We start from the raw sequence: 21,697 nt of genomic DNA, 5'->3' as shown, positions 1-21,697 counted from the left end.
TCAGGGGCCTATAGCTCAGGTGGTTAGAGCGCTTTACTGATAATGAAGAGGTCGGAGGTTCAAGTCCTCCTAGGCCCACTCCCATGTGCCGAAGAAGGGTTGCTGGAATGAAGGTTTTCCTGCTTGTCGGGGCCGGAATTCTGGTAGCTCTCGGGGTCACCAAGCTGATCAAAAGTCAGCGCGGAGACAAGGTTTGGCACGATTTGGAAACAGGATAGAACCTAGGTACTCTGACTCCGGTCAGAAAACCGAACGGGGCCTTAGCTCAGTTGGTAGAGCGCTGCCTTTGCAAGGCAGATGTCAGGAGTTCGAATCTCCTAGGCTCCACAGTAAGAAAACACCCTCCCGGGATCCGGGAGGGTGTTTTTGTATGCCGATGTCCGACCAGCCGGTGCCCGACTCGTGGCCTCCCCTTCTTGAGCGAACGGTACTTTCGGCGCACTGAAGGCGATGAACATGCCGTTCGCTCGGAGTAGGGTGGCCAGAACCGCGCCCACTATGGACCGTTCGTCCCGAATTCTCCGGAAAGTCTAGTGGTCATAACCAGCCGGGCGTAGCGTGAGGAGAACCCAATTTCAGGAGGTTCGTAGTGCTTCACAACGACATTCCCAGCCACGGTGAAATTGCCGCACTCGCGGAGGTGGAAGGGCCCACCTGCATCACCATCGTGACTCCGACTGAAGATGCGCCGCAGGATCATGACAAAGCGCGCATCGCCTTCAAGGACCAGGTCCGCTCGGCACTCGCATCGGTGGAGGATCCGGCCGAGCGCAAGCAGTTCGAGGCCGAATACGCAGAGCTCGACGACGACGACGATTTCTGGCGCTTCCAGTCGCGCTCATTGGTCACGTACGCGACGCCGGAGCGTCTGGTGACCTTCCGCCTCCCCAACCGTCTGCAGGCGCTCGAAACGGTCAGCGATCGGTTTCATCTCAAGCCGCTGCTCCGTTCGGTGACGTTCCCCCAGACGGCGTTTGTTCTCGCTCTGGCAGAGGGTTCGGTGCGACTGATCGAGATCGCCGCCGATCAACCGGCCGACGAGGTTCGTGTTCAGGGAATGCCGAAGAACGCTGCGGATCACGCGGGCAAGTCGTCGATCAACAGTCGCACCGAGGCGGGTCGGCTCTCGGGTTCGGACAGCCGAAAGCTGCGCGTCAATCAGTACGCCCGTGCAGTCGATCACGAGGTCCGCGGTGTGCTCGCCGGCCGTGACGTCCCCTTGATTCTGGCCGCTGCGGAACCCATCGCGTCGGTGTATCGCTCCGTGAATTCGTACCGCCACCTGGTCGACAAAACCGTCGAGGGAAACCCCGAAGCCTTGTCGACGCAGGAAGTGGCGGACGGTTCGCGTCCGGCGCTCGACGACTTCCATGCCGAGCAGCTGGCGGCGGTGCGGGACACCTTCAATGTGCGCACGGAACAGGGACGCACTCAGACGGACGTCGCCGACGTGGCAACAGCCGCGACGTACGGACAGGTCGACACCGTTTTCGTCGACATCGATTCCGTCGTACCCGGAAGTCTCGATCCCCAGACGGGCGCTCTCACGACCGGTGAGTCGACCAACGGAAGCACCTACGGGGTCGTCGACGAGATCGCTCGTCGTGCGCTCCTGACGGGTGCGCGGGTGCTCGCTGTTCGCGCGGAGGACATTCCGGGCGGCGGCGCAGTTGCCGCGATTTTGCGCTTCGCCCCGTAAACAGACTGGACGCGTGTGCGCCTCGTGACCTGATTCGGGCACGGGGCGCATACGATTCCGGCATGAAACGTGTGTGGGAACGGCTGCGCCTCTATTGCAAGACGCTGCACCCGGTCGGGCTTGCCTTTGCTCTGGTCTTCTTCACCTGGTCGATGAGTCCGTCCCTGTTGCCGCGCGCGTGGTACCTGCAGGGCGTTGCGACGGGCATCTCGCTCGCCATGGGATACGGCGTCGGCGTGACGGTTGCCTGGATGATCCGCAAGTGCGGCGTCGAACCGCAGTGGTCGGATCGCACCAAGAAGATCGGCTGGCGAATCCTGTTGGTCGCGGCCGTCATTCTGGTGCCGACGTTCTTGGTCCTCGGTTCGTGGTGGCAGCAGATCGTTCGCGATCTCGTGGAAGCTCCACGCACCAATCAAGCGAATTATCTTCTGGTGCTGATGATTTCGCTCGGAATCTGGTTCATCCTGCTCGAGGCAGGCCGTGGTCTTCGGTTCACCACCAACAAGCTCACCGCCGTCGCACTACGGTTCGTTCCCCTAGAGGCGGCGAAGGTCGGCAGCTTGATCGTCATCTTCGCCCTCGGCATTTTCATCGTGAACGGTGCGCTGTACAACGGGCTGATCGCCTTCGCGAACTGGAGTTTCTCCGGTGCGGATCACGAAACACCGGACGGCATCGAACAGCCCATGATTGCAGAGCGGAGCGGTTCGCCGATGTCCGCCGAGGCTTGGGATTCTCTCGGCCAGGAGGGTCGCACCTTCATGGGTAGCGGTCCCACTGCAGCCGAGATCTCTGCATTGACCGGACGTGAAGCGAAGCAACCGATCCGGGTGTATGCCGGACGTGAATCCTCGGACTCGATCAACGGTGTCGCACAGCGGGTCGTCGACGAGTTGGAGCGCACCGGCGGATTCGACCGCGGAACTCTCGCAGTTGTCACGACCACCGGTCGCGGTTGGGTGAACGAGGACGTCGCGTCGGCGTTCGAGTACGTCGAGGGCGGGGACACGGCGATCGCGTCGATGCAGTACTCGTTCCTTCCGAGTCCGTTGGCCTTCATCGCCGACCGTGAGACGCCGATGATCGCCGGCCGCGCGCTGTTCAACGCGGTCTACGCCAAGTGGATCGACTTGCCCGTTGAGACGCGACCCGAACTGGTTGTCTTCGGTGAGAGCCTCGGCTCCTACGGTGGTCAGGCAGCATTTGCCGGCGCCCAGGACATGATGACGCGCGTCGACGGCGCACTGTGGGTCGGAACTCCCAACTTCACTGCCCAATGGCAGGAAATCACGGACAGTCGCGACTCGGGGTCGAAGGAAATTCTGCCGGTGATCGACGGTGGACGCGCCATTCGGTTTGCCGGTGATCCGGAGGATCTGGAGCTGAAGTCGGATTGGGACGACGATCGCATCGTGTACTGGCAGCACGCCAGCGACCCGATCACGTGGTGGTCCTTCGACCTGCTGCTCAACAAGCCGGATTGGCTCAAGGAACCGCTGGGCCGCGACGTGGATCCGGGAATGACGTGGGTACCTCTCGTGACCTTCTGGCAGGTAACCCTCGACATGGTCTTCTCGGCTGACGTCCCGTCCGGGCACGGTCACAATTACGGCGAGGATGCAGCGGACATGTGGGCCAAGATCCTGCACCCCGAGGCGTGGACCTCGGCTGATACCGACAAGCTTCGTTCGCTGCTGACCTCCAATCTGGAGCCCACGAAGTAGTCGTAAACGGTTGTAAGTCAGCCTGGGAAGGCGAAAACCTCACGAAAAAGTGTTACGTGAGGTATGTGTTACTCTGCGTTCGCTGTGTGCCAAGCCACAGCGCAGGCGAGCGTGGGGAGATCGAAACGTGAAGAGCAGAGCATGGTGGGCGGCCGGGGTTTCCGTCGCGGCACTGGTCATGGGTGCTGTGACGGCCCCTGCCGCAATGGCGGACCCGGCGGATTTCTACACGCCGCCGTCGGAGCTTCCGGCAGGTGCCAACGGAGATCTCATCAAGAGTGAGCCGTCACCACTGCTGCTGAGCGTGCCCGGATCGAACGGTGCGTGGCCGGCAACCGCCACCAAGATCATGTACCGAAGCGAGGACGCCAAGGGCGCCCCCGTTGCCGTGACGGGCACCTATCTCGAACCGTCGAACCCGTGGACCGGGCAGGGGGCGCGTCCACTGGTTGCCGCAGCGGTAGGAACGCATGGGCAGGGCGATCAATGCGCACCGTCCAAGCTGTTCAACACCGGTATCGAGTACCAGTTCCCGACGGACGTCATGGTCGGCTACGAGTCCATCTGGGTGAACACGTTGCTGCTCAACGGCATTGCCGTCGTTGTCACCGATTACGAGGGCCTCGGAACTCCGGGCGATCACACCTACGTCAACCGTGAAGCCGAAGCGCACGCCGTTCTGGACTCGGTGCGAGCCGCTCAGCAACTCCCGAACACGAGCATTCCCGCCGACGGCCCCGTCGGACTGTGGGGTTACTCGCAAGGTGGTGGAGCTGCCGCTGCCGCAACGGAATTGAAGCCGTCGTATGCTCCTGAGCTTGATCTCAAGGGCACGTACGCAGGTGCACCGCCCGCCGATCTGGCGGCGACGCTGCAGCAGGTCGACGGCACGTTCCTCACCGGAGTGATCGGATACGCGCTCAACGGGATCCTTGCGCAGTACCCCGAGGTTCAGCCGCTGCTCGACGCCGAGATCAACGATCGCGGCCGACAGATGTTGGCCGCCACCAAGAACCAGTGCGTCGCCGAAAGTGGATTGCAGTTCGGCTTCCAGCAGTCGTCGAGCTTCACCAATTCCGGTGAATCACTCTCCGCAGTTCTGGCGCGTCTGCCCATGGCGCAGGCAATCCTCGACGAGCAGAAGATCGGCAAGCTGACGCCGGAGTCGCCCGTGCTCATTCAGCATGGCCGCTCCGACGACATCGTTCCGTTCGGCCAGGGACAGCAACTGGCGCGAGACTGGTGCGGCAAGGGCGCGACGGTGCAGTTCTCCGTCAACGAACTGCCCCCGATCATTCCGGGACTGGCAATCAATCACGCGACGCCGTACCTGGTGGGTACCCCGGAATCCGTCGGATACATGATCGATCGCTTCAATAACGTCCCGGCACCGTCCAACTGCTGAACGTGAACATCGAAAAGCCCCGGAACACAATCTGTTCCGGGGCTTTTCGTATCTCGACTAAGCGGTCTTCTCGGCCGAGTTCTCCTCGAGGCGAGGGGGTGCGGAAGCGACCGGCGGATGCTCGCGTCGGCGGCTCTTGAAGAACACCGCGCCACCGATCACCGCAACACCGGCGATGACGAACACGGCGACGCGCTTGCGGCCGCGAGGCTTCTCGGTGCGTTCCGCGGACTTCGTGGGGATAGCCTTTGCGCGCTCTACGCCCTTCTTGGCGAGGACTTTGCCCTGACGACCCAGGAACAACCCGACCTGCCCGGCGCCGCGAGCGACCGATGTGGCGACCACCGCGGCGATGCGGCGAGCGTTGTCGGCTGCCTCGGACTCCTTGAAACGAGCCGCTGTCTCTTCGAGGTAGGCGGCAGTCTCGTCGAAGGTGTCCTCGACGCGGGCGCGCGCGTGATCGAAGGTGTCGGGCAACTGCGTGCTGAGGGACTCGGTCACTCGTGTCATGACTTCACTTTGCCACAAGGGCTGTACCGGGGTAGGTCGGTCGCAGATCGGACTTACGATGGATGAATGTCGACCTCCCCTGCACGGTCCCGTCGAAGCCCGGGCCGACCTGCGATTACGTCGACAGAAGAGATTCTCGATGCAGCGGAACGGGTGGGTTTGGACCGCCTGACGCGGGCGGAGGTCGCACAGGTCCTGGGCGTTTCCGCTGCGACGATTCGCCATCACGTCGACTCGACCGATCGTCTGTACTCGTTGGCGTGTGCGAGAGCTTTCGGACGTCTGCAGTTGGATTCGGATTCGAAGTCCTGGCAGGACTACCTTCGGACGTTAGGTCAGCGGTTCGCTGAACTCGTGACTGCCACGCCTGGGCTCGAGGACTACGTGCTTCGAGGGCCTTACGAAGAGCGCACTCTGGAGCAGTTCGAGCGAATCATGAATGAGGTACTTCTACGGAAGCCTGAATTCGACCGTGCAACAGCACATTTGCTCGGCTCTCGGACACTGATCATGTCGGCGGCACTGCATACACCGGCGCGCAATCGTTACCCGGATTCGCAGTATCCGAAGCCTGAGACTCTCTCGGCTGTTGTTTCCTGGACGCTCGACGCCTTCCTTGTCGGTGCCGAAAAGATGATCGATTCCGGCCTCGTTCCTACGGTCGTTCCAACTCCTGACGCTTCTTGGACTCACATTTCGGATCACTGATGCCCTTCCGGGATAGGAAGGTAAGGCAACCCACATTAATTATTGCTACTGTGGCAATTATGAATAGACACAGGTGGAGGCCAAGATTCCTCGGCGCGGCCGGGGCCGCGTTAGTGCTCGCGCTCGCTGGATGTTCGTCATCGAACACGAACCCGGACGCTGACGGAAGTCCCGCAGCGAGGGGAAGCTATCCGGTGACCGTGAGCACGGAATCCGGAGACGTGATCATCGAGTCGGCACCTGAACGGATCCTGACCTTGGGGAACCCGGCGTTCGAGAACGTCGTGGCGCTGGGATCGCACCCCGTGGCCGCGAGCGTGACCAACATCGACAAGCTTCCCTATCTGGCGGACTACGTGGGAAATGAGGCGCTCGACGAGTCCTTGGCTGACATCTATGCAGGGCAAGTGAATTTCGAGCGGATGCTTGCGGTCGAACCGGATCTCATTATCGCGCCTGCCTGGCCGGTTTTCACCGAGCCCGCCACGTTGGAGCGGCTCCGAACGATCGCTCCCACTTTGATATTCGACATGCAGGACGCAGACAACGATTGGAGAGTCGGCGTTCAGCAGGTCGCGGATGCGTTGGGCAAATCCGAGCAGGGTGGGGAGTTGATCACCTCGGCAGTCGACGAATTTACGGGTGTGGCTGCGTCGAACCCAGGACTTGCGAGGCGGCCGTACTCATTCGGGCTCTACTACAAGGAGCAGATTTCGTTGGGATCGGGCGGAAACATACTGCGCCTCTTCGGAATGAAGCCGGCGGAGGACCAAGCCGCGGTGGAATCGACGGGAACTCCGGTGACGTATTCGGGTGAGACCGCGGGTGACGTCGACGGTGAAGCGGTACTTCTGATGCCGTCACCACGGGATTCCATCGCGAACCTCGAACAATCGCCTTTCTGGGAGTCGAATCTGAAATCCCGCGTCGTATGGCTCAGTGATGCGCAGGGCGAGGCGATCAACAATGCGGGTGTACTTGGAAAGACGTGGCTGCCGGGAAACCTGGGTACCGCGTTGGGACAGTTGGGTTAGTCGAGCGTGGACAGGGCGAGAGAATCCCGGTTACCTGCGGGCATGGTCATGACCGTTGCCTCGATTGCCGAGGTTGAACAGCGAACAAACGACACCGTTCGAGTTGTGTTGCAGTCGAGCGAGTTCGGAAACCTGAGCGTTCGTGGGGCGGCGCCGGTGTTCAAGTTGTTCGTGCCTCGGGAGCCGACGGACGAGATGATGCTCCCCACCTTGGGGTCGGACAAACTCGCGGTTCCCAGTTGGGAGGCCGACCCCCGGCGTCCGATCGGGCGTTCCTACACAGCAATCGATTTCAATCCTGGCGATCGTAGGATCACGTTCGATGCCATAGATCTCGGGAAACCGGATTGGTGGCTCAACCGGACGGGCGTAGGCAGTCGCGTTGGGGTGATCGGATTCAAACACGAACTCGTCCTTGTTCCGGGCGTCACTGACGTCGTTGCAGTCGGCGACAGATCTGCGCGCCCTGCTGTCGGATCCTTGACGAATCTCGCCGAACAAGTCCGAATACACAGTTTCACGGGTCCGTCAGGCGAGCACGGATTCCCTGATATCGAGTGGGTGGACATAGTCGATCGGACCAAGGCGCAGACAGAATCGACAATGTTGTGGATCGGCGGAGAGAAAAGCTGTGTCGCCCGCTTGCGCAACCAAGCGATCGAAAACGGCCTACCGCCGTCCCGGATTGTCGCATTGCCGTACTGGTCGGCGGGGCGAACGCGCGACGAGTTCGATCATGCTCTGTACCGGCTGTACCAACGCGCAGCTGCGGACGGAATCGACATTTCCGATCCGGTCGTTGCCGCCGACATCGAACTGCAGTGACGCATGCCCCGTCGCACGGAATTGGCAGGCTCACATCCGCGAGAACGCCGGCAATGGCACGATGGTGGTGTGACTTCAACTCATCAGACCGCAACCGCAACGCTGCACACGAACCGCGGCGACATCAAGATCGCTCTGTTCGGCAACCATGCGCCGAAGACCGTCGAGAACTTCGTCGGCCTCGCCGACGGCTCGAAGGAGTACACCACCGCAAACGCCGCCGGCACCAAGACCGGCCCGTTCTACGACGGTGCCATCTTCCACCGCGTCATCGACGGCTTCATGATCCAGGGTGGCGACCCCACCGGAACCGGCACCGGCGGCCCGGGCTACAAGTTCGGTGACGAGTTCCACCCGGAACTGCAGTTCGACCGCTCCTACCTGCTGGCCATGGCCAACGCAGGCCCGGGAACCAACGGCTCGCAGTTCTTCATCACCACCGGCCCGACGCCGCACCTCAACCGTCGCCACACCATCTTCGGTGAGGTTCTCGACGACGATTCCAAGAAGGTTGTCGACGCTATCTCCTCCACCGCCGTCGATCGTGGCGATCGTCCGGTCGAGCCCGTCGTGATCAACAGCATCACCATCTCCTGAACAGGTAAAACAAGCAGATGACGAACCCCGGTTGGGGCGGCGGTGCGAGCGAGGGCATCCCGCCCCAACCGCGGTGCGTCCGCCATCCAGATCGACCCACCGCACTTTCCTGCAATCGTTGTGGACGTCCGGCGTGCCCGGACTGTCTCCGCGAGGCGGCGGTGGGATACCAATGTGTTGACTGTGTAGCTGCCGGTCAGCGTGACGTCCGCCCCGTTCGGGGCGTCGCCGGAAACACCGTGAGCCCCACCCGCGCGGTCCCGATCGTGACGTACACCTTGATGGGGCTCAACGTCCTGGCGTTCCTCGCCACCTTCGCGCAGTCGCGAAGCATCATGAACAATCAGGTCGGCTCGTCGATCTTCGCGAACTGGGCACTCAATCCGGGTCTGGTCGCCAGCGGTGACTGGTTCCGGCTCATCGGCTCCGGGTTCTTGCACTTCGGCATCTTGCACCTCGCGGTCAACATGTACGCCCTCTACATCCTGGGGCGCGACACCGAAATCGTGATGGGCCGCTCCCGGTACATCGGCATCTACCTGGTTTCGCTCCTCGGCGGTTCCGCCTCGGTGATGGCGTTCCAGCCGGTGTTCTCTTCGCTCACGGCCCTGTCCTGGACTGCTGGGGCGTCGGGAGCGATCTTCGGCATCATGGGCGCACAGGCCGTCCTTCTATTGCGTTTGCGTCGAAGCCCGGTCCCGATCATCTCGGTGATCGCGATCAATGTGATCATCAGCATTTCGCTGCCCGGGATCTCGTTCTGGGGTCACGCGGGAGGTCTGGTGGCAGGTGCCGCAACGGCCGCTGCATTCCTGTACGCCCCGCAGTGGTTGGGCGCCGGTGAGAACCGCGTGAAAGCAGTGCGTATCGGCTGGATCGCTTTTGGTGCCGTCACCGTGGTGACAATCGGAGTCATCGTGCTCCGCGTCGTCCAACTGCGCGAACAGCTGGGAATCAGCTAGCAAGAATCCTAGGGCCCAGCGGTTCTATGGATCAGCCGCCGATGATGGACTCGCAGGCGAATGTGATCTCGAAGCTCGACGTCTCCGTCGGGTTGCCCTTGTCCCGGGCGCCGATTCCCTCGCCCGTCACAACGAAGGTATTGCCGTCCTGCTTGGCACTGGCAGATCCGCCGGGCAGTCCCGGTGCGTATCCGGCGGTGTACGGCAGACCGTTCGATCCACCCTCGCTTCCGGCGATTCCAGCAGTCTGAACCGTGCCGGATTCATCGACGATGGCCGAGACGGTCAACATGCCGTAGGTGGGATTTTCCGCGTCGAGCAGTGTCATAACTGTCGTGCCGCCGTCCTTTGCGCACTTCGTCTCGAATTTGGCGTCGAGAGTCTTCCCGCCGACGGTGGCCGAGGATGTAGCGGACGGGGCGCCGGCAGCGCTCTTGTCGGAGTTGGTCTTGTCGGAGTCGCTGCCGCAGGCGGAGGCGAATAGGGCGACCGCCGCGATGGTGGCAGCGAGTGCGGTGGAGGACCGGCGGGTCATCGTGGTCCGAACCAACTTCGTCATGTTCTGTCCTTCAAGTCATGCGGTGCGTCCGCACTTGCTCTGGCTGTTTCGGCGACAACACTAGCCAGTGACTCGGTGCTCGTAGCTTTAAACCCCCAGCTCAGACGGGTTTGCCGCCTTCGACTGTTCAGGGACGTTCGTCGGGCTGCCCGGGATCATCTGCCGGATCTTTGGGAGCAATCGCACATGCAGAGACGGCTTCTGTAGAGATTGTCCACATAGGTTGGGCTCAGTCGTGCTTCTACTGTGGCTTGAGTCACTTCGTAGATAGCAACGCTGACCTTTTCCGAGGAGTACCCCTGCAATGACCTCCACCGATAGCACCACCACTGACGGTGGGGTTGCGCCGAGCGAGATCGAAACTCGCGTGGTCAAGAAGGTAGCGCGCCGGCTGATTCCCTTCCTGATCCTGCTCTATTTCGTGAACTATCTGGATCGTACGAACATCGCTTTCGCCAAGCTCACCATGAGCGCCGACCTCGGTATGACCGAGACGATGTTCGGGCTCGCATCCGGTCTCTTCTTCGTCGGCTATCTGCTGTTCGAGGTGCCGAGCAACCTGGCCCTGCACCGCTTCGGCGCCCGGCTGTGGATCGCGCGGATCATGCTCACCTGGGGCATCCTCGCCGCTGCGCTGGCATTCGTGCCGAATGTCGGCAGCCTCTATTTCCTCCGCATACTGCTGGGAATCGCCGAGGCCGGCTTCTTCCCCGGAGTTCTTCTCTACCTGACCTTCTGGTTCCCGAAGAAGTACCGCGTGCGCCTGATGGGCTTGTTCCTGCTGACGCTTCCGCTCTCGTCGGCGCTCGGTGCCCCGCTTTCGGCGGCCATCATCCAGTACGGCGACGGACTGTTCGGCCTCGCCGGATGGCGCGTGATGTACCTGATCGAGGGTCTGCCCGCCGTGATCTTGGCGTTTGTCGTCTGGTTCTACCTCACCGACCGTCCCGCCGACGCGAAGTGGTTGACCCTCGAGGAGCGCACCTGGCTGATGAAGTCCATGGCGGACGAGGAGAAAGAACTCGGCGACGCCGGTCACCAGTCGGCCGGTAAGACCCTGCGTGATCCCCGCGTCATCGGTTTCGGTCTGGTCTATTTCGGAATCACGTACGGCCTTTACGCTTTGAGCTTCTTCCTGCCCAGCATCGTCGCGGGATTCAAGCAGACGTTCGACACCGATTTCTCGCTCGTCGAGACAGGCCTGATCGTGGCCGTCCCCTACGCGATCGGCGCTGTCGCGATGGTGCTGTGGAGCCGCCATTCCGACAAGACCGGTGAACGAATGTGGCACGTTGCAGCCCCGACGCTCCTGGGCGCGGTATCCATTCCGATTGCGCTGTATCTGGATTCACCGTTCACCGTCATGATCGCGGTCTCGCTCACCGCCGTCGGCGTGCTCTGTGCGCTCCCCGTCTTCTGGTACCTGCCCACCACGTTCCTGACGGGAGCCAGTGCGGCCGCGGGTATCGCAATGATCAACTCGATCGGCAATGCGTCGGGCTTCGGTGCTCCGTACATCACCGGCTGGCTCACCGATGTGACCGGAAATGCCAAGGCAGGACTGTGGGTGGTGGGCGCCGTGATGCTCTGTGCCGCAATCCTTGTGGTGGCGCTGGCAAAGCGATCGAGCAAGCCCGCTCAGATCTGACCGAGTTTCCCCGCACTGGCACGCAACCGGATCAGGAGCGCCAGATCGAGCGCCTGGTCCGGCTGACGCCACTGTGTACCGATCAACCTGTCGATCGACTCGAGCCGTTGGTACAGAGTGTTGGCGTGAATCGCGAGCGCGGTGGCGGTCGCGGAGTGCTTGCAATTGTGTGACAGGTACGACGCGAGGGTGTCCAATAGCGGAACGCCGCGTCGTTGCTCCTCCTCGAGGAGAGGACCGAGGGAACGCTCTGTCAGGGCTTCCAGTTCTTCGCGGCCGGTGCGGCTGAGGAGAATTCGGTAAATGCCGAGTGAACTTGCCGGTTCCACGTGGGAGGCCCGCCCGAGAGTCTCGAGGACGTCGACGGTGTGCTGCGCCTCGACATACGCTCGCGCCAGACCTTCCGCTCCCACCGCGGGATCGGCGATTCCGACGGTCGGGTTCTCCGCCGGCTGCACCCACGCCGCCGCAACTGCTGCCGGTGACATTCCGGGAATCAGTGCGATGACTCGTGAACCATGTTCGGCAACAACGGTTCCGGACGGGAATGCAATTTCCTCGATACTGCGACGCGCACGGTCGACGGCGTCTGCCGGGCGGGCCACCACGACGGTGTACGAGCGGTCAGGATTGAGCCCGGCCAGGCGGAACTGACCGGTGACCTCGGCCGGCGTCGGCGCAGGCCTGGTGATCAGATCGACCAGAAATGCATCGCGTGCCCGACGGGTAGCTTCCCTGGCCGCCCGTTCGCCTACCAGCGCAAGCGCAATGGCCGGGGCTGACCTTTCGAGTGCCAATCTCATGGCGGCGGTGGGTTCCTGGCGCGAGAGTAGGAACAGAACTCCGAGTTGGTCACCGGCACTGCGCACTTCGGTGGCGAACAGGAACTGCTCACCGACGATGAGCGTCACTTCCTGCTCGCGTCGGTCAGCGGCAAAGATGTCGAAAACCCGATGAACACTCTCGCTCACCCGTTGCAGTCCCGGTGGGATCTCGGATGTTCCGGTCACGAAGAACACCGGCGAACCCGTCGACGCCGAGGTTTCCTCCACGAGTTCACGGACTCCACCGCCGCGCAGGACAACTTGTGTGAGCGATCGGTCCCAGGTCAGTGTCTGTTCGAGAAGTGCTGTGCGTTCGGCAAGTTCGGTGTTCGCGGCGTTCACTTCCGCAACCGTCGCGCGATAGCGTTCGAGAGAACGGGCATTCTCGATGGCCACCGAGGCATGGGCTGCGAGTGCGGACAGCAACGCAACTTCTTCGTTGCCGAATCGGCGCTCCTGACGTTTGCACGCGCACAGCGCACCCAGGATCTTGCCGTTCAAGGTCAGCGGCACGGCCAACAGGCCGCGCATGTTCTCCGCTCGCGCTGCGTCGTCGGCGGGCCCGATGTGTGCAAACGAGGGGTCGTTTCGATAGTCGGAAGACCAAGCGGGAGAGGAGTTCTCGACTACGCGACCGATCAGACCTTCGCGGAACGGAACCGTGAGGCCGAGCAGTTGGGAGGTGTACGCCCCGCTCGTGACTTCGATGATCAAGATGTCGTCGTGAATGAGAGCAAGGTACGAAAGATCTACTCCGAGTAGCCGTTTGGCCTGATCCACGATCTCCTGCAGAAGGGCGTGGTGATCGTGCATCGTGGTCAGCAGCGACGCGATGTCGTTGAGTGCCCCGAGTTCGGTGGCGCGCTGTCGGCGCTGAGCCAGGAGACTTCGTAGTTGAAGTGCCGATCGGGCTTCTCGCTCGATTTCGGCGGCGACTTCGGGGCCTGACCCAGCGGCCAACTGATCGCGGTGTTCGATCAGTTCCTCGGTGGACGCCTCGGCCAGGAGAAGCTGTAGCCAGTTCTCGTGCACCCGCACTCCCTTGTCAGACCAATTGTGAGTATGGAGAGAATGTCCATACGGTTTCCGGTTTCTCGGAGTAAATCTACATGGGGTGGTGTAGTCGCCGTCACTATCGTGGAGGCATGACACTCCTCGAGGCGCTCGGCTCGCAGATCGATGCGGATCGACTGATCACCGACCCCGACATCATGGCGAGCTACATCCACGACGACGCCGAGTGGGCTCCGTACGAGATGCCGGTCGCAGTGGTCCGACCGCGCACAGCCGAGCAGGTACAGACAGTTGTGCAGGCGTGCATCGCCCACGGTGCGCCCGTCGTCACGCGCGGCGCCGGAACCGGTCTGTCGGGCGGAGCCAACGCAGTCGCCGGCGGCGTCGTGATCGCCTTCGACGCGATGAACGCCATCAAGGAGATCAACACCCTCGAGCGTTTGGCCGTGGTCGAACCCGGAGTGGTCAACGATCACCTCCGCGACGCCTGCGCCGAGCACGGCCTCTGGTATCCACCCGATCCGGCGAGCGCACCCTGGTCGACGATCGGAGGCAACGTCGCGACAAATGCCGGCGGCCTGTGTTGCGTCAAGTACGGCGTCACCAAGGACTACGTGCTGGGCATGCAGGTGGTCACCGGAACCGGTGAGCTGGTTCGGCTCGGGCGTCGAACTGCCAAGGGAGTGGCTGGGTTTGATCTCTCGGCACTCATGGTCGGCTCCGAAGGCACTCTCGGGGTGATCACCGAGGTGACCGTCAAGCTTCGTCCTCAGCGCGATCCCGAACGCACCATCGTCGGATACTTCGACTCCATCGTCGCTGCGGGCAAGGCCGTCGAAGCCGTCGCCGCAGACGGTCTCACGCCGTCGGCCCTCGAGTTGATCGATCGGCAGTGTCTCCTTGCCGTCGATGCCTGGAAGAACATGGGCCTCTCGGCTGACGCCGAGGTGGTCCTGCTCGGCCGCATCGACACACCGGGCGAGATCGGCGACGCCGAAGCCGAGCGAATGTTGGCCTGCTTCAACCGCTCTGGAGCTACCTGGAGCGCCAGATCCACCGACCAGGAGGAAGCCGACGCCCTGTTCTCCGCCCGGCGTCTGGCATACCCCGCCCTCGAGCGGCTCGGCCCGGTGCTCACCGAGGACATCTGCGTCCCCAAGGCAGCGGTCCCGGAGATGCTGGCACGGATCGAGGCCATCTCGGCCAGGCACGACACGCACATCGCGAACATCGCGCACGCGGGTGACGGCAACCTGCACCCGCTGCTGATCACGCCACACGACGACGAAGCGGCGCGGAGGCGCGCTCAGGCCGCTTTTGCCGAGATCATCGACAACGCCCTCGAACTGGGCGGAACCGTCACCGGTGAGCACGGCGTCGGCCTACTGAAGATGGGCGGCTTGGCGCAAGAACTGTCACCGGCCGTCGTCGCGATGCATCACGCGATCAAGGGCGCACTCGACCCCCACGGAATCATGAACCCCGGCAAGGTGATCTGAAAGGCCGGGTGATCTGAAGGCCGGCTCCGTAACCGAATCGGTTTCCGGAGTTACGCCGCCGAAATGACGAGTTCCTACGCTCGAGTTGAACCGTTTGGCCAACTCGACGTATGGAGTCATGAATGTTCTCTTCCGATTTGACGCTGGCAAGTGTTGTTCCGCGGCGCGTGGAGACGGTCGAGGCCGTCCGGGCGGCTATCGCTCTCGACGGCGCCGCGGTCTTCGGTGGCCTGCACACCGAGGAAGATGCCATTGCCTTCGCGTCGAAGTTGCTCGGTGAGAAGTGCATTCGCGTCGGCCGCCAGTTCGAGGCGAGCGCCAAGAGTCAGGATGCCGAAGCAGCTGTCGTCGACACCCAACCGGTGGACGAACGCGGCCGCAAGCGCTCGTTCGGTATCTCCGGCGAGCGGATGACCGCCCACAACGACGGTTTTGCTTTCGGCGATTACGCTCCCGACTATCTGTTTCTGTGGTGCAAGCGCCCGGCGTACCCGAGTGGCGGCGACTCGTTTCTCATCGACGCGGTCAAACTGACACAATTGCTCGCCTTCGATCCCGCAACTGCGGAGCTGGCCGAATTCTGTTGGAGCACAGACATCGACCATTCGGAACCGAACTTCCCGCAGAACACATTCGCGCCGATCGCCCGGACGGTGCCGAGTGGACGCAACCAGGTTCGCTATCACCCGTACCTCGCGCCGATCGCCGGCGAATCGGAAGAAGCGCAGTGGCCGCTGGTGAAGCAGTGGAGTGAGGCTGTGATTCACGTGCGAGACAGCGGGCCGATGTTCCGTGCCGAAGCCGGCGAGATGATCTGCATCGACAACTACCGGGTGCTTCACGGCCGCGACGGATACACCGACCCCGGCCGTGAGCTGTACTCGATCTGGGGATGGTCGAGCGACGCAGTCGCGGTGCCGCAGCAGGCTCTCGACATCGTGCAGCCGGACCTCGCGGCACTGGCCATGTAACCCGCGCGCTTATTTCTCGGGCGGCACCAAACCGTGAACGGCGAGCACGTCCAGGACGTCCTCCGGTGACGTGCCGAGATCCCAGCGTCCGAAGATCAACAGCTTCTCCGTGTCGGTGGGACGGTCGACGATGTCGATCTCGAGCATCGGGACGCGTCGACCCAGACGCGGGTAGCGGACGAGACGCACGCGGTCGATCTGTTCGCGGGTGAACTCGTGGCGGGCGCGCAGGCGCTGCACCGCGATCGACTTGGTTCCAGCGCCTTCGATCACAGCCAGGCGGGGGCGCTGACGCAGGGCGAGTCCGCCCATCACGAACAGCCCGATCACCGCGAGGGCGAGCAGGAAGCGCCCGGCAGGCTCCGTGGGCGCGATTATCGAGGCGATCGCGAGGGCAATTCCGCCGCCGAACATCGCGTAGACAACACCCATCGGAGTGGCCCACGAGATCACCTCCGTGACGTTGTCACGAGGCTGTGGATGAAATTCATCCTCGAGCATGTGGATAACTTCCTAGGTTGTCCACAGGAGTTATCCACAATGGGGATGAATGACACCCATGTAATTGAATGACGGTCACGATCCGGGTCGAATCAGATACTCGCTGGTCAGCGCCATCTCATGGTCATCACAAGGCCCACAACCATGAAGCCGAAGCCGACGAGGAAGTTATAGTTTCCCAAGTCGTTCATCCACGTGATCGAATCCGCGGCCAAGTAGTACACAATCAGCCATGCCAGGCCGACAAGCATGAATCCGAGCATCACCGAGACGTACAACGTGCTCGACGGACCCATCTTCACCTTCACCGGAGTGCGGTTTGCCGGGTTGACTGTGTAGTCGTTCTTCTTACGGACCTTCGACTTGGGCATGACGTCCTCGCTCTACGGTGTGACCTGCATGTGTTACCTACACGCTAACGTAGCTGTGTCCAGTTGGTCACCGGCCGACCTGCACAATCCGGGAGGAGCCACGTGTCTTCGGGTGAATCTTCACGAACCGTCTGGCACATCGGTGTACTTGCCGTCTGCCTGGTAGCCGGTCTGATGGTCGCCACGGCGCAACGATCCGCCGAGGAGAACCAGCTCCAGGTCACCGAAAGCACCAGGCTCTCCGATCTGGTTCGCAGCGCCCAGGCCAATGCCGAAAAAGTCTCGGCCGACCGGGACGAACTTGCCGCCCAGCTCGATTCGCTGCAGCAAGACGCCGCTCGGTCCGACGCCGGAGTGGCCGCCGCGCTCGGTGACATCAAGAACATCTCCGCCGACGCGGGACTGACGGAGATGACCGGCCCCGGCGTCGTGGTCACCATGACGGACGCCCCGCGCAACGCCGACGGCAAGTATCCGGTCGACGCCACCCCGGACGACCTCGTCGTGCATCAGCAGGACGTCCAGAGCGTGCTGAACGCACTGTGGGCCGGCGGCGCCGAAGCGGTGGGCATGCAGGACCAACGGATCATCAGTACGTCGGCGCCGCGGTGCATCGGAAACACCCTCCTTCTTCACGGCCGTACCTACAGCCCGCCATACGTGATGAGCGCGATCGGCGATGTTGCGCGCCTCGAGGCGGCACTCGCTGCCGAACCGGGCATTCGGATCTACAAGCAGTACGCGACCCGCTTCGGCCTCGGGTACACGCAGGCGACACCGTCGCAGATCACGGTCCCCGCCTATACCGGCGGATAGCACGGGCGTTTACCCTGCTCTCATGAGGATTCTCGTCGTCGACAACTACGACAGCTTTGTGTTCAACCTGGTGCAGTACCTCGGCCAGCTCGGAACCGAAGCCGTGGTCTGGCGCAACGACGATCCACAACTGACGGCAGACCTCGAAGGTGCAGTAGCGCAGTTCGACGGCATTCTCCTGAGCCCTGGCCCCGGAACTCCGCAGCGCGCGGGAGCGACGATGGATCTGGTGAAGGTCTGCGCCGACACCAAGACCCCGCTGCTCGGCGTCTGCCTTGGACACCAGGCGATCGGTGCGGCTTTCGGCGGAACCGTCGACCGCGCGCCCGAACTGCTTCACGGCAAGACGAGCTTGGTTCATCACAAGGACGTCGGCGTCCTGGCCGGGCTGCCCGATCCGTTCACCGCTACCCGCTACCACTCGCTGACGGTTCTCGAGGACACCATTCCCGAGGAACTCGAGGTGACCGCACACACCGAGAGCGGCGTCGTGATGGCGATGCGTCACCGCGAACTGCCGATTCACGGCGTCCAGTTCCACCCCGAGTCCGTCCTCACCCAGGGTGGGCACCGGATGCTCGCGAACTGGCTCGCAGTCTGCGGTGAGGCGCCGCCGGAAGGACTCGTCGCAGCCCTCGAGGCCGAGGTCGCGTCGGCGCTCGGCGGCGCATTGCCCGCAATTCTCTGACACCTGTCCACAAAAAAGTGCCTCCCGGAAATCTCCGGGAGGCACTTTTTCACTTTGCTAGCGGCCGGGGATTCCGAGCGCTCCGACGCTGACGGTGATGACCGCGTCCTTGGAGATCTCCGAGCCCGGAGGCTGCGTCTGCGAGACGATCTTGCCCACCATTTCCGGGGTGAGCGTCGTGCTCTGGTTCTGCACCAGCTGCGAAGCGGTTCCGGCCCAACCGGCTGCGCGAAGCGTGCTCAACGCCTCCGACACCGTCTTGTTGGTCAGATCAGGCATCGCGACCTGGTTGCCGTTGGACACTCGTAGCGTCACGGTCGAACCCTTGGTGGCCGACGTACCGCCGGTCGGGTCGGTCGAAACAACCTGTCCCTTCGGCAGTCCCGAATCGATCTCCGTGATCTGGACGACGAACCCGGCACCTTCGATGTTGGGCCTCGCCACCTCTTCACGCTGACCGGTGACGTCCGGGACACGAACCTGCTCCGGTCCGGTGCCGACGGTGATCGAGACCGCGGAATCGAGAACAACCGACACTCCGACGGCCGGGTCCTGATTGACGATCTTGTCGACCTCGGCGACGGTCGATGCCGCCTTGCCGATGGTCGGATCAAGTCGGAGTCCGACGGAGTTGAGCTTCTTCTCCGCGTCGTCCTGGCTCAGCCCGGTCAGGCGTGGGATCGCGACCTGCTCGGGGCCGGTGGACACGTCGATGGTGACGGTGCTGCCCTTCTCGATGCGCACCCCGGCAACCGGACGCGTCGTGATGACGTTTCCGGCGGCGATCACCTTGTCCGTCTTCTGCTGACGCTCCACCTGGAATCCGGCGTTGGTCAGCGTCGCCTCGGCGACGTCGGCGGGCTGGTTGGTCAGGTCACCCGGAACGGTCACCATCTCGACCTTCGGCGAGTTCACCCGAATGAGGAAGAACGTCACCAGACCGATCACCAGAAGCGCCGCGATGCCCATCAGGGCGTAGCGTCCGCCCTTCTTCTTGGCAGGCGGCTCGGCGGCGCGAGTTGTCCTCGCAGCAACCGGCTCGACCGGATCGGGAGCAGTGCGGTAGTTCCCGGTGTCGGAGCCGACGGCGCCGAGGATGGTGGTGCGGTCCTCGTCGTTCATCACCATCGGCGCACTCGGACGCTGACCGCCCAGGACACGCACCAAGTCGCTGCGCATGTCGCCGGCGCTCTGGTAACGGTTGGCCGGGTTCTTGCTCATTGCCTTGAGAATGATCGAATCCAGCTCGCGCGGAATGTCGGGATTGATCTCCGACGGCGTCTGCGGATCTTCACGAACATGCTGGTACGCCACGGCGACCGGTGAATCACCCTTGAAGGGCGGCTCGCCCGTCAGAATCTCGAACAGCACGCAACCGAGTGAGTAGACGTCCGAACGCGCGTCCACCTGCTCACCTCGCGCCTGCTCCGGCGAGAGGTACTGAGCGGTGCCGATCACGGCGGCCGTCTGCGTCATCGGGCTCGACGCGTCGGAAATGGCACGGGCGATACCGAAGTCCATCACCTTCACGGCGCCGGCACGGTTGATCATGATGTTGGCGGGCTTGACGTCGCGGTGCACGATGCCGTTGCGGTGGCTGAAGTCCAAAGCCGCACAGACGTCCGCGATCACTTCCATCGCCTTGCGCGGAGCCATCGGCCCGGTGCTGCGCACGATGTCACGCAACGTGTCGCCGTCGACGTACTCCATGACGATGTACGGCAGCGGCCCGGCGTCGGTCTCGGCTTCACCGGTGTCGTAGACGGCCACGATCGCCGGATGGTTCAGCGCGGCAGCGTTCTGCGCCTCACGACGGAACCGCAAGTAGAACGTGGGATCGCGCGCGAGGTCTGCACGCAGCACCTTGATCGCGACGTCGCGGCTGAGTCGGAGGTCGCGCGCCAGGTGAACCTCGGACATTCCGCCGAAGCCGAGAATCTCACCCAGCTCGTAGCGGGAGGAGAGATTGCGGGGTGTCGTCATTGGTCTTGTCCTAGCGGTTCTTCAGCGTCTCCGGGATCCGCCAACGGCTCAGTGGTCGTTGTGGTCGTCGTTGTCGTCGTGGTGGTGGTTGTGGTCGTCGGAGTTGTTGTGGTCGTGGTCGGCGTTGTCGTTGTGGTTGTCGGCTCGGTCGTTGTGGTCGTCGGCCGAGTCGTCGTTGTTGTCGGCTCGGTGGTCGTCGTCGTCGGCCGAGTCGTCGTGGTGGTGGGCTTGGTCGTCGTGGTGGTCGGCAACGTCGTGGACGTGACGACGGGTGGCGTCGGGTCGCTCGGACCGTCGGTTGCGATCCAGACTCCGCCGATGATCAACGCCAACAAGATCAATCCGCCGCCGGCCCATGCCACGGCCTTCTGCCCACTGGTCATTCCGCCGGCTGCCGCGTCGTCCGCAACAGCTGCGCCCGTCACCGGACCCGCGTACGTCGGCGGCATGACCTGCGTGGCACCCGTCGCCGGCAACGCGCTCGCGGCACCGGTAGCGAGCAGACCGGGCGGCGGTGGACGCCTCCCTGCCCGAACGGCTGCAACGGCGTCGGCGAACTCGCCGCCACTGGCGTAGCGGCCGGCGGGATCCTTGGTCAACGTGATGTCGATGAGCTCGCGGATGTTCGGCGGCAGGTCGGCCGGCATCGGCGCCGGGGTTTCCTGCACGTGCTTCATCGCGACGGTCAGCGCGCCGTCACCGGTGAACGGGCGTCGACCCGAAAGTGCTTCGTATCCGACGATTCCCAGCGAGTACACGTCACTCGCCGCGGTCGCGTCCTGACCGAGAGCCTGCTCGGGCGCGATGTACTGGGCGGTGCCCATCACCATTCCCGTGCGCGTGACAGGAGAGTTCTCGACGGCCTTGGCGATGCCGAAGTCCGTGATCTTCACCTGGCCAGTAGGCGTGATGAGGATGTTGCCCGGCTTCACGTCGCGGTGCACGACACCGGCGTCGTGTGCGACCTGCAGGGCGCGGCCGGTCTGCTCGAGCATGTCGAGGGCATGCGGAACCGCCAGGCGGCCGACGCGTGCCAGGACAGCGTTGAGCGGTTCACCGTTGACGAGTTCCATCACCAGGTACGCCGTGGAATCACCCGAGCTGTCGCGGGTCTCGCCGTAGTCGTAGATTCCGGCGATACCGGGATGGTTGAGCTGTGCGGTGGTGCGGGCCTCGAAGCGGAAGCGCTCCAAGAACTCCGGATCGGAAGAGAACTCGGACTTGAGTACCTTGACGGCGACGCGACGGTTGAGCCGGGAGTCGGTGGCTTCCCACACCTGACCCATCCCACCGGTGGCGATGAGACGGATCAATCGGTAACGATCGGCGATCAAAGCGCCGTTGTTCAACGCCACG

The 21,697-nt window shown here is 63.0% G+C and carries 20 protein-coding genes and 2 tRNA genes; 15 read left to right on the top strand and 7 right to left on the bottom strand.

All coding sequences use genetic code 11. The features are described from left to right. Window positions 1-4 precede the first annotated feature (4 nt). The 5 genes from G4D79_RS05190 to G4D79_RS05170 all read left to right on the top strand — a co-directional run bounded on the left by G4D79_RS05190 (window position 5) and on the right by G4D79_RS05170 (window position 4,831). Window positions 5-78: transfer RNA gene (locus G4D79_RS05190), tRNA-Ile, on the top strand. A gap of 176 nt (window positions 79-254) precedes the next feature. Continuing rightward, window positions 255-327: transfer RNA gene (locus G4D79_RS05185), tRNA-Ala, on the top strand. Window positions 328-589: 262 nt separating this feature from the next. After that, a complete protein-coding gene (locus tag G4D79_RS05180; protein WP_099696889.1) occupies window positions 590-1,699 on the top strand; it encodes a hypothetical protein in 1,110 nt (369 codons plus the stop codon). A 62-nt stretch (window positions 1,700-1,761) separates the two neighbouring features. Further along, the gene (locus G4D79_RS05175) at window positions 1,762-3,426 is read left to right on the top strand and encodes an alpha/beta-hydrolase family protein (RefSeq protein WP_099696888.1); all 1,665 of its coding nucleotides are present in this window, start codon (window positions 1,762-1,764) and stop codon (window positions 3,424-3,426) included. Window positions 3,427-3,553: 127 nt separating this feature from the next. Next, on the top strand, window positions 3,554-4,831 hold the full coding sequence (locus G4D79_RS05170) for a lipase family protein (RefSeq protein WP_099696887.1): 1,278 nt from the start codon (window positions 3,554-3,556) through the stop codon (window positions 4,829-4,831). A 57-nt stretch (window positions 4,832-4,888) separates the two neighbouring features. Here the strand turns inward: G4D79_RS05170 and G4D79_RS05165 are convergent, their stop codons facing one another. Next, on the bottom strand, window positions 4,889-5,341 hold the full coding sequence (locus G4D79_RS05165) for a hypothetical protein (RefSeq protein WP_235867727.1): 453 nt from the start codon (window positions 5,339-5,341) through the stop codon (window positions 4,889-4,891). Between the two features lie 66 nt (window positions 5,342-5,407). On the opposite strand from G4D79_RS05165, the gene G4D79_RS05160 reads away from it, so the two are divergent. From G4D79_RS05160 to G4D79_RS05140, 5 genes are all read left to right on the top strand, one after another. Beyond that, complete coding sequence (locus tag G4D79_RS05160) at window positions 5,408-6,049, top strand: TetR/AcrR family transcriptional regulator (RefSeq protein ID WP_143542655.1); 642 nt, start codon at window positions 5,408-5,410, stop codon at window positions 6,047-6,049. Between the two features lie 194 nt (window positions 6,050-6,243). Further along, window positions 6,244-7,083, top strand: coding sequence for an ABC transporter substrate-binding protein (locus tag G4D79_RS05155; protein WP_180279547.1), 840 nt, complete (start codon window positions 6,244-6,246; stop codon window positions 7,081-7,083). 48 nt (window positions 7,084-7,131) lie between these two features. Next, the gene (locus G4D79_RS05150; protein ID WP_214514223.1) at window positions 7,132-7,908 is read left to right on the top strand and encodes a siderophore-interacting protein; all 777 of its coding nucleotides are present in this window, start codon (window positions 7,132-7,134) and stop codon (window positions 7,906-7,908) included. 69 nt (window positions 7,909-7,977) lie between these two features. Then, window positions 7,978-8,505 (top strand): peptidylprolyl isomerase, encoded by a 528-nt coding sequence (locus G4D79_RS05145; protein WP_007729190.1) that lies wholly within the window; start codon window positions 7,978-7,980, stop codon window positions 8,503-8,505. A 17-nt stretch (window positions 8,506-8,522) separates the two neighbouring features. Continuing rightward, window positions 8,523-9,467, top strand: coding sequence for a rhomboid family intramembrane serine protease (locus G4D79_RS05140; protein ID WP_143542654.1), 945 nt, complete (start codon window positions 8,523-8,525; stop codon window positions 9,465-9,467). Between the two features lie 31 nt (window positions 9,468-9,498). On the opposite strand, the gene G4D79_RS05135 is transcribed toward G4D79_RS05140, so the two are convergent. Continuing rightward, on the bottom strand, window positions 9,499-10,026 hold the full coding sequence (locus G4D79_RS05135; protein WP_099696883.1) for a lipoprotein LpqH: 528 nt from the start codon (window positions 10,024-10,026) through the stop codon (window positions 9,499-9,501). Between the two features lie 304 nt (window positions 10,027-10,330). On the opposite strand from G4D79_RS05135, the gene G4D79_RS05130 reads away from it, so the two are divergent. After that, window positions 10,331-11,674 (top strand): MFS transporter, encoded by a 1,344-nt coding sequence (locus G4D79_RS05130; RefSeq protein WP_064075278.1) that lies wholly within the window; start codon window positions 10,331-10,333, stop codon window positions 11,672-11,674. On the opposite strand, the gene G4D79_RS05125 is transcribed toward G4D79_RS05130, so the two are convergent. Next, window positions 11,665-13,530, bottom strand: a complete 1,866-nt coding sequence (locus G4D79_RS05125; RefSeq protein WP_099696882.1) for a GAF domain-containing protein — start codon at window positions 13,528-13,530, stop codon at window positions 11,665-11,667. The two genes, G4D79_RS05130 and G4D79_RS05125, sit on opposite strands and share 10 nt — an antisense overlap. 113 nt (window positions 13,531-13,643) lie before the next feature. On the opposite strand from G4D79_RS05125, the gene G4D79_RS05120 reads away from it, so the two are divergent. After that, the gene (locus G4D79_RS05120) at window positions 13,644-15,011 is read left to right on the top strand and encodes an FAD-binding oxidoreductase (protein WP_024487653.1); all 1,368 of its coding nucleotides are present in this window, start codon (window positions 13,644-13,646) and stop codon (window positions 15,009-15,011) included. 122 nt (window positions 15,012-15,133) lie between these two features. After that, window positions 15,134-15,982 carry a TauD/TfdA family dioxygenase gene (locus tag G4D79_RS05115; RefSeq protein ID WP_007729209.1) on the top strand — a complete coding sequence of 283 codons (849 nt, stop codon included), beginning with the start codon at window positions 15,134-15,136 and terminating at the stop codon, window positions 15,980-15,982. A 9-nt stretch (window positions 15,983-15,991) separates the two neighbouring features. On the opposite strand, the gene G4D79_RS05110 is transcribed toward G4D79_RS05115, so the two are convergent. Beyond that, on the bottom strand, window positions 15,992-16,483 hold the full coding sequence (locus tag G4D79_RS05110; protein WP_054188725.1) for a PH domain-containing protein: 492 nt from the start codon (window positions 16,481-16,483) through the stop codon (window positions 15,992-15,994). A 107-nt stretch (window positions 16,484-16,590) separates the two neighbouring features. Beyond that, window positions 16,591-16,854, bottom strand: coding sequence for a cell division protein CrgA (gene crgA / locus G4D79_RS05105; protein WP_003942576.1), 264 nt, complete (start codon window positions 16,852-16,854; stop codon window positions 16,591-16,593). Window positions 16,855-16,956: 102 nt separating this feature from the next. Here crgA and G4D79_RS05100 point away from each other — a divergent pair, with 102 nt between their 5' ends. After that, the gene (locus tag G4D79_RS05100) at window positions 16,957-17,670 is read left to right on the top strand and encodes a DUF881 domain-containing protein (RefSeq protein WP_003942461.1); all 714 of its coding nucleotides are present in this window, start codon (window positions 16,957-16,959) and stop codon (window positions 17,668-17,670) included. Between the two features lie 22 nt (window positions 17,671-17,692). Then, entirely contained in the window at window positions 17,693-18,358 is a 666-nt protein-coding gene (locus G4D79_RS05095; RefSeq protein ID WP_003942537.1) for an aminodeoxychorismate/anthranilate synthase component II, read from the top strand. 57 nt (window positions 18,359-18,415) lie between these two features. On the opposite strand, the gene pknB is transcribed toward G4D79_RS05095, so the two are convergent. Then, window positions 18,416-20,341 carry a Stk1 family PASTA domain-containing Ser/Thr kinase gene (gene pknB / locus G4D79_RS05090; RefSeq protein ID WP_007729221.1) on the bottom strand — a complete coding sequence of 642 codons (1,926 nt, stop codon included), beginning with the start codon at window positions 20,339-20,341 and terminating at the stop codon, window positions 18,416-18,418. Beyond that, window positions 20,338-21,696: a protein kinase gene (locus G4D79_RS05085; RefSeq protein WP_019746232.1), complete on the bottom strand. Its 1,359-nt coding sequence runs from the start codon at window positions 21,694-21,696 to the stop codon at window positions 20,338-20,340. The genes pknB and G4D79_RS05085 overlap by 4 nt, the downstream gene beginning before the upstream one ends. Between the last annotated feature and the right edge of the window lies 1 nt (window position 21,697).

The sequence above is a fragment of the Rhodococcus sp. WY5 genome (assembly GCF_018588185.1).
In the GTDB taxonomy this organism is placed as follows: Bacteria; Actinomycetota; Actinomycetes; order Mycobacteriales; family Mycobacteriaceae; genus Rhodococcus_F; species Rhodococcus_F qingshengii.
Note: the sequence above shows the minus strand (reverse complement) of the source record. Positions and strands in the feature narration are given on the sequence as shown.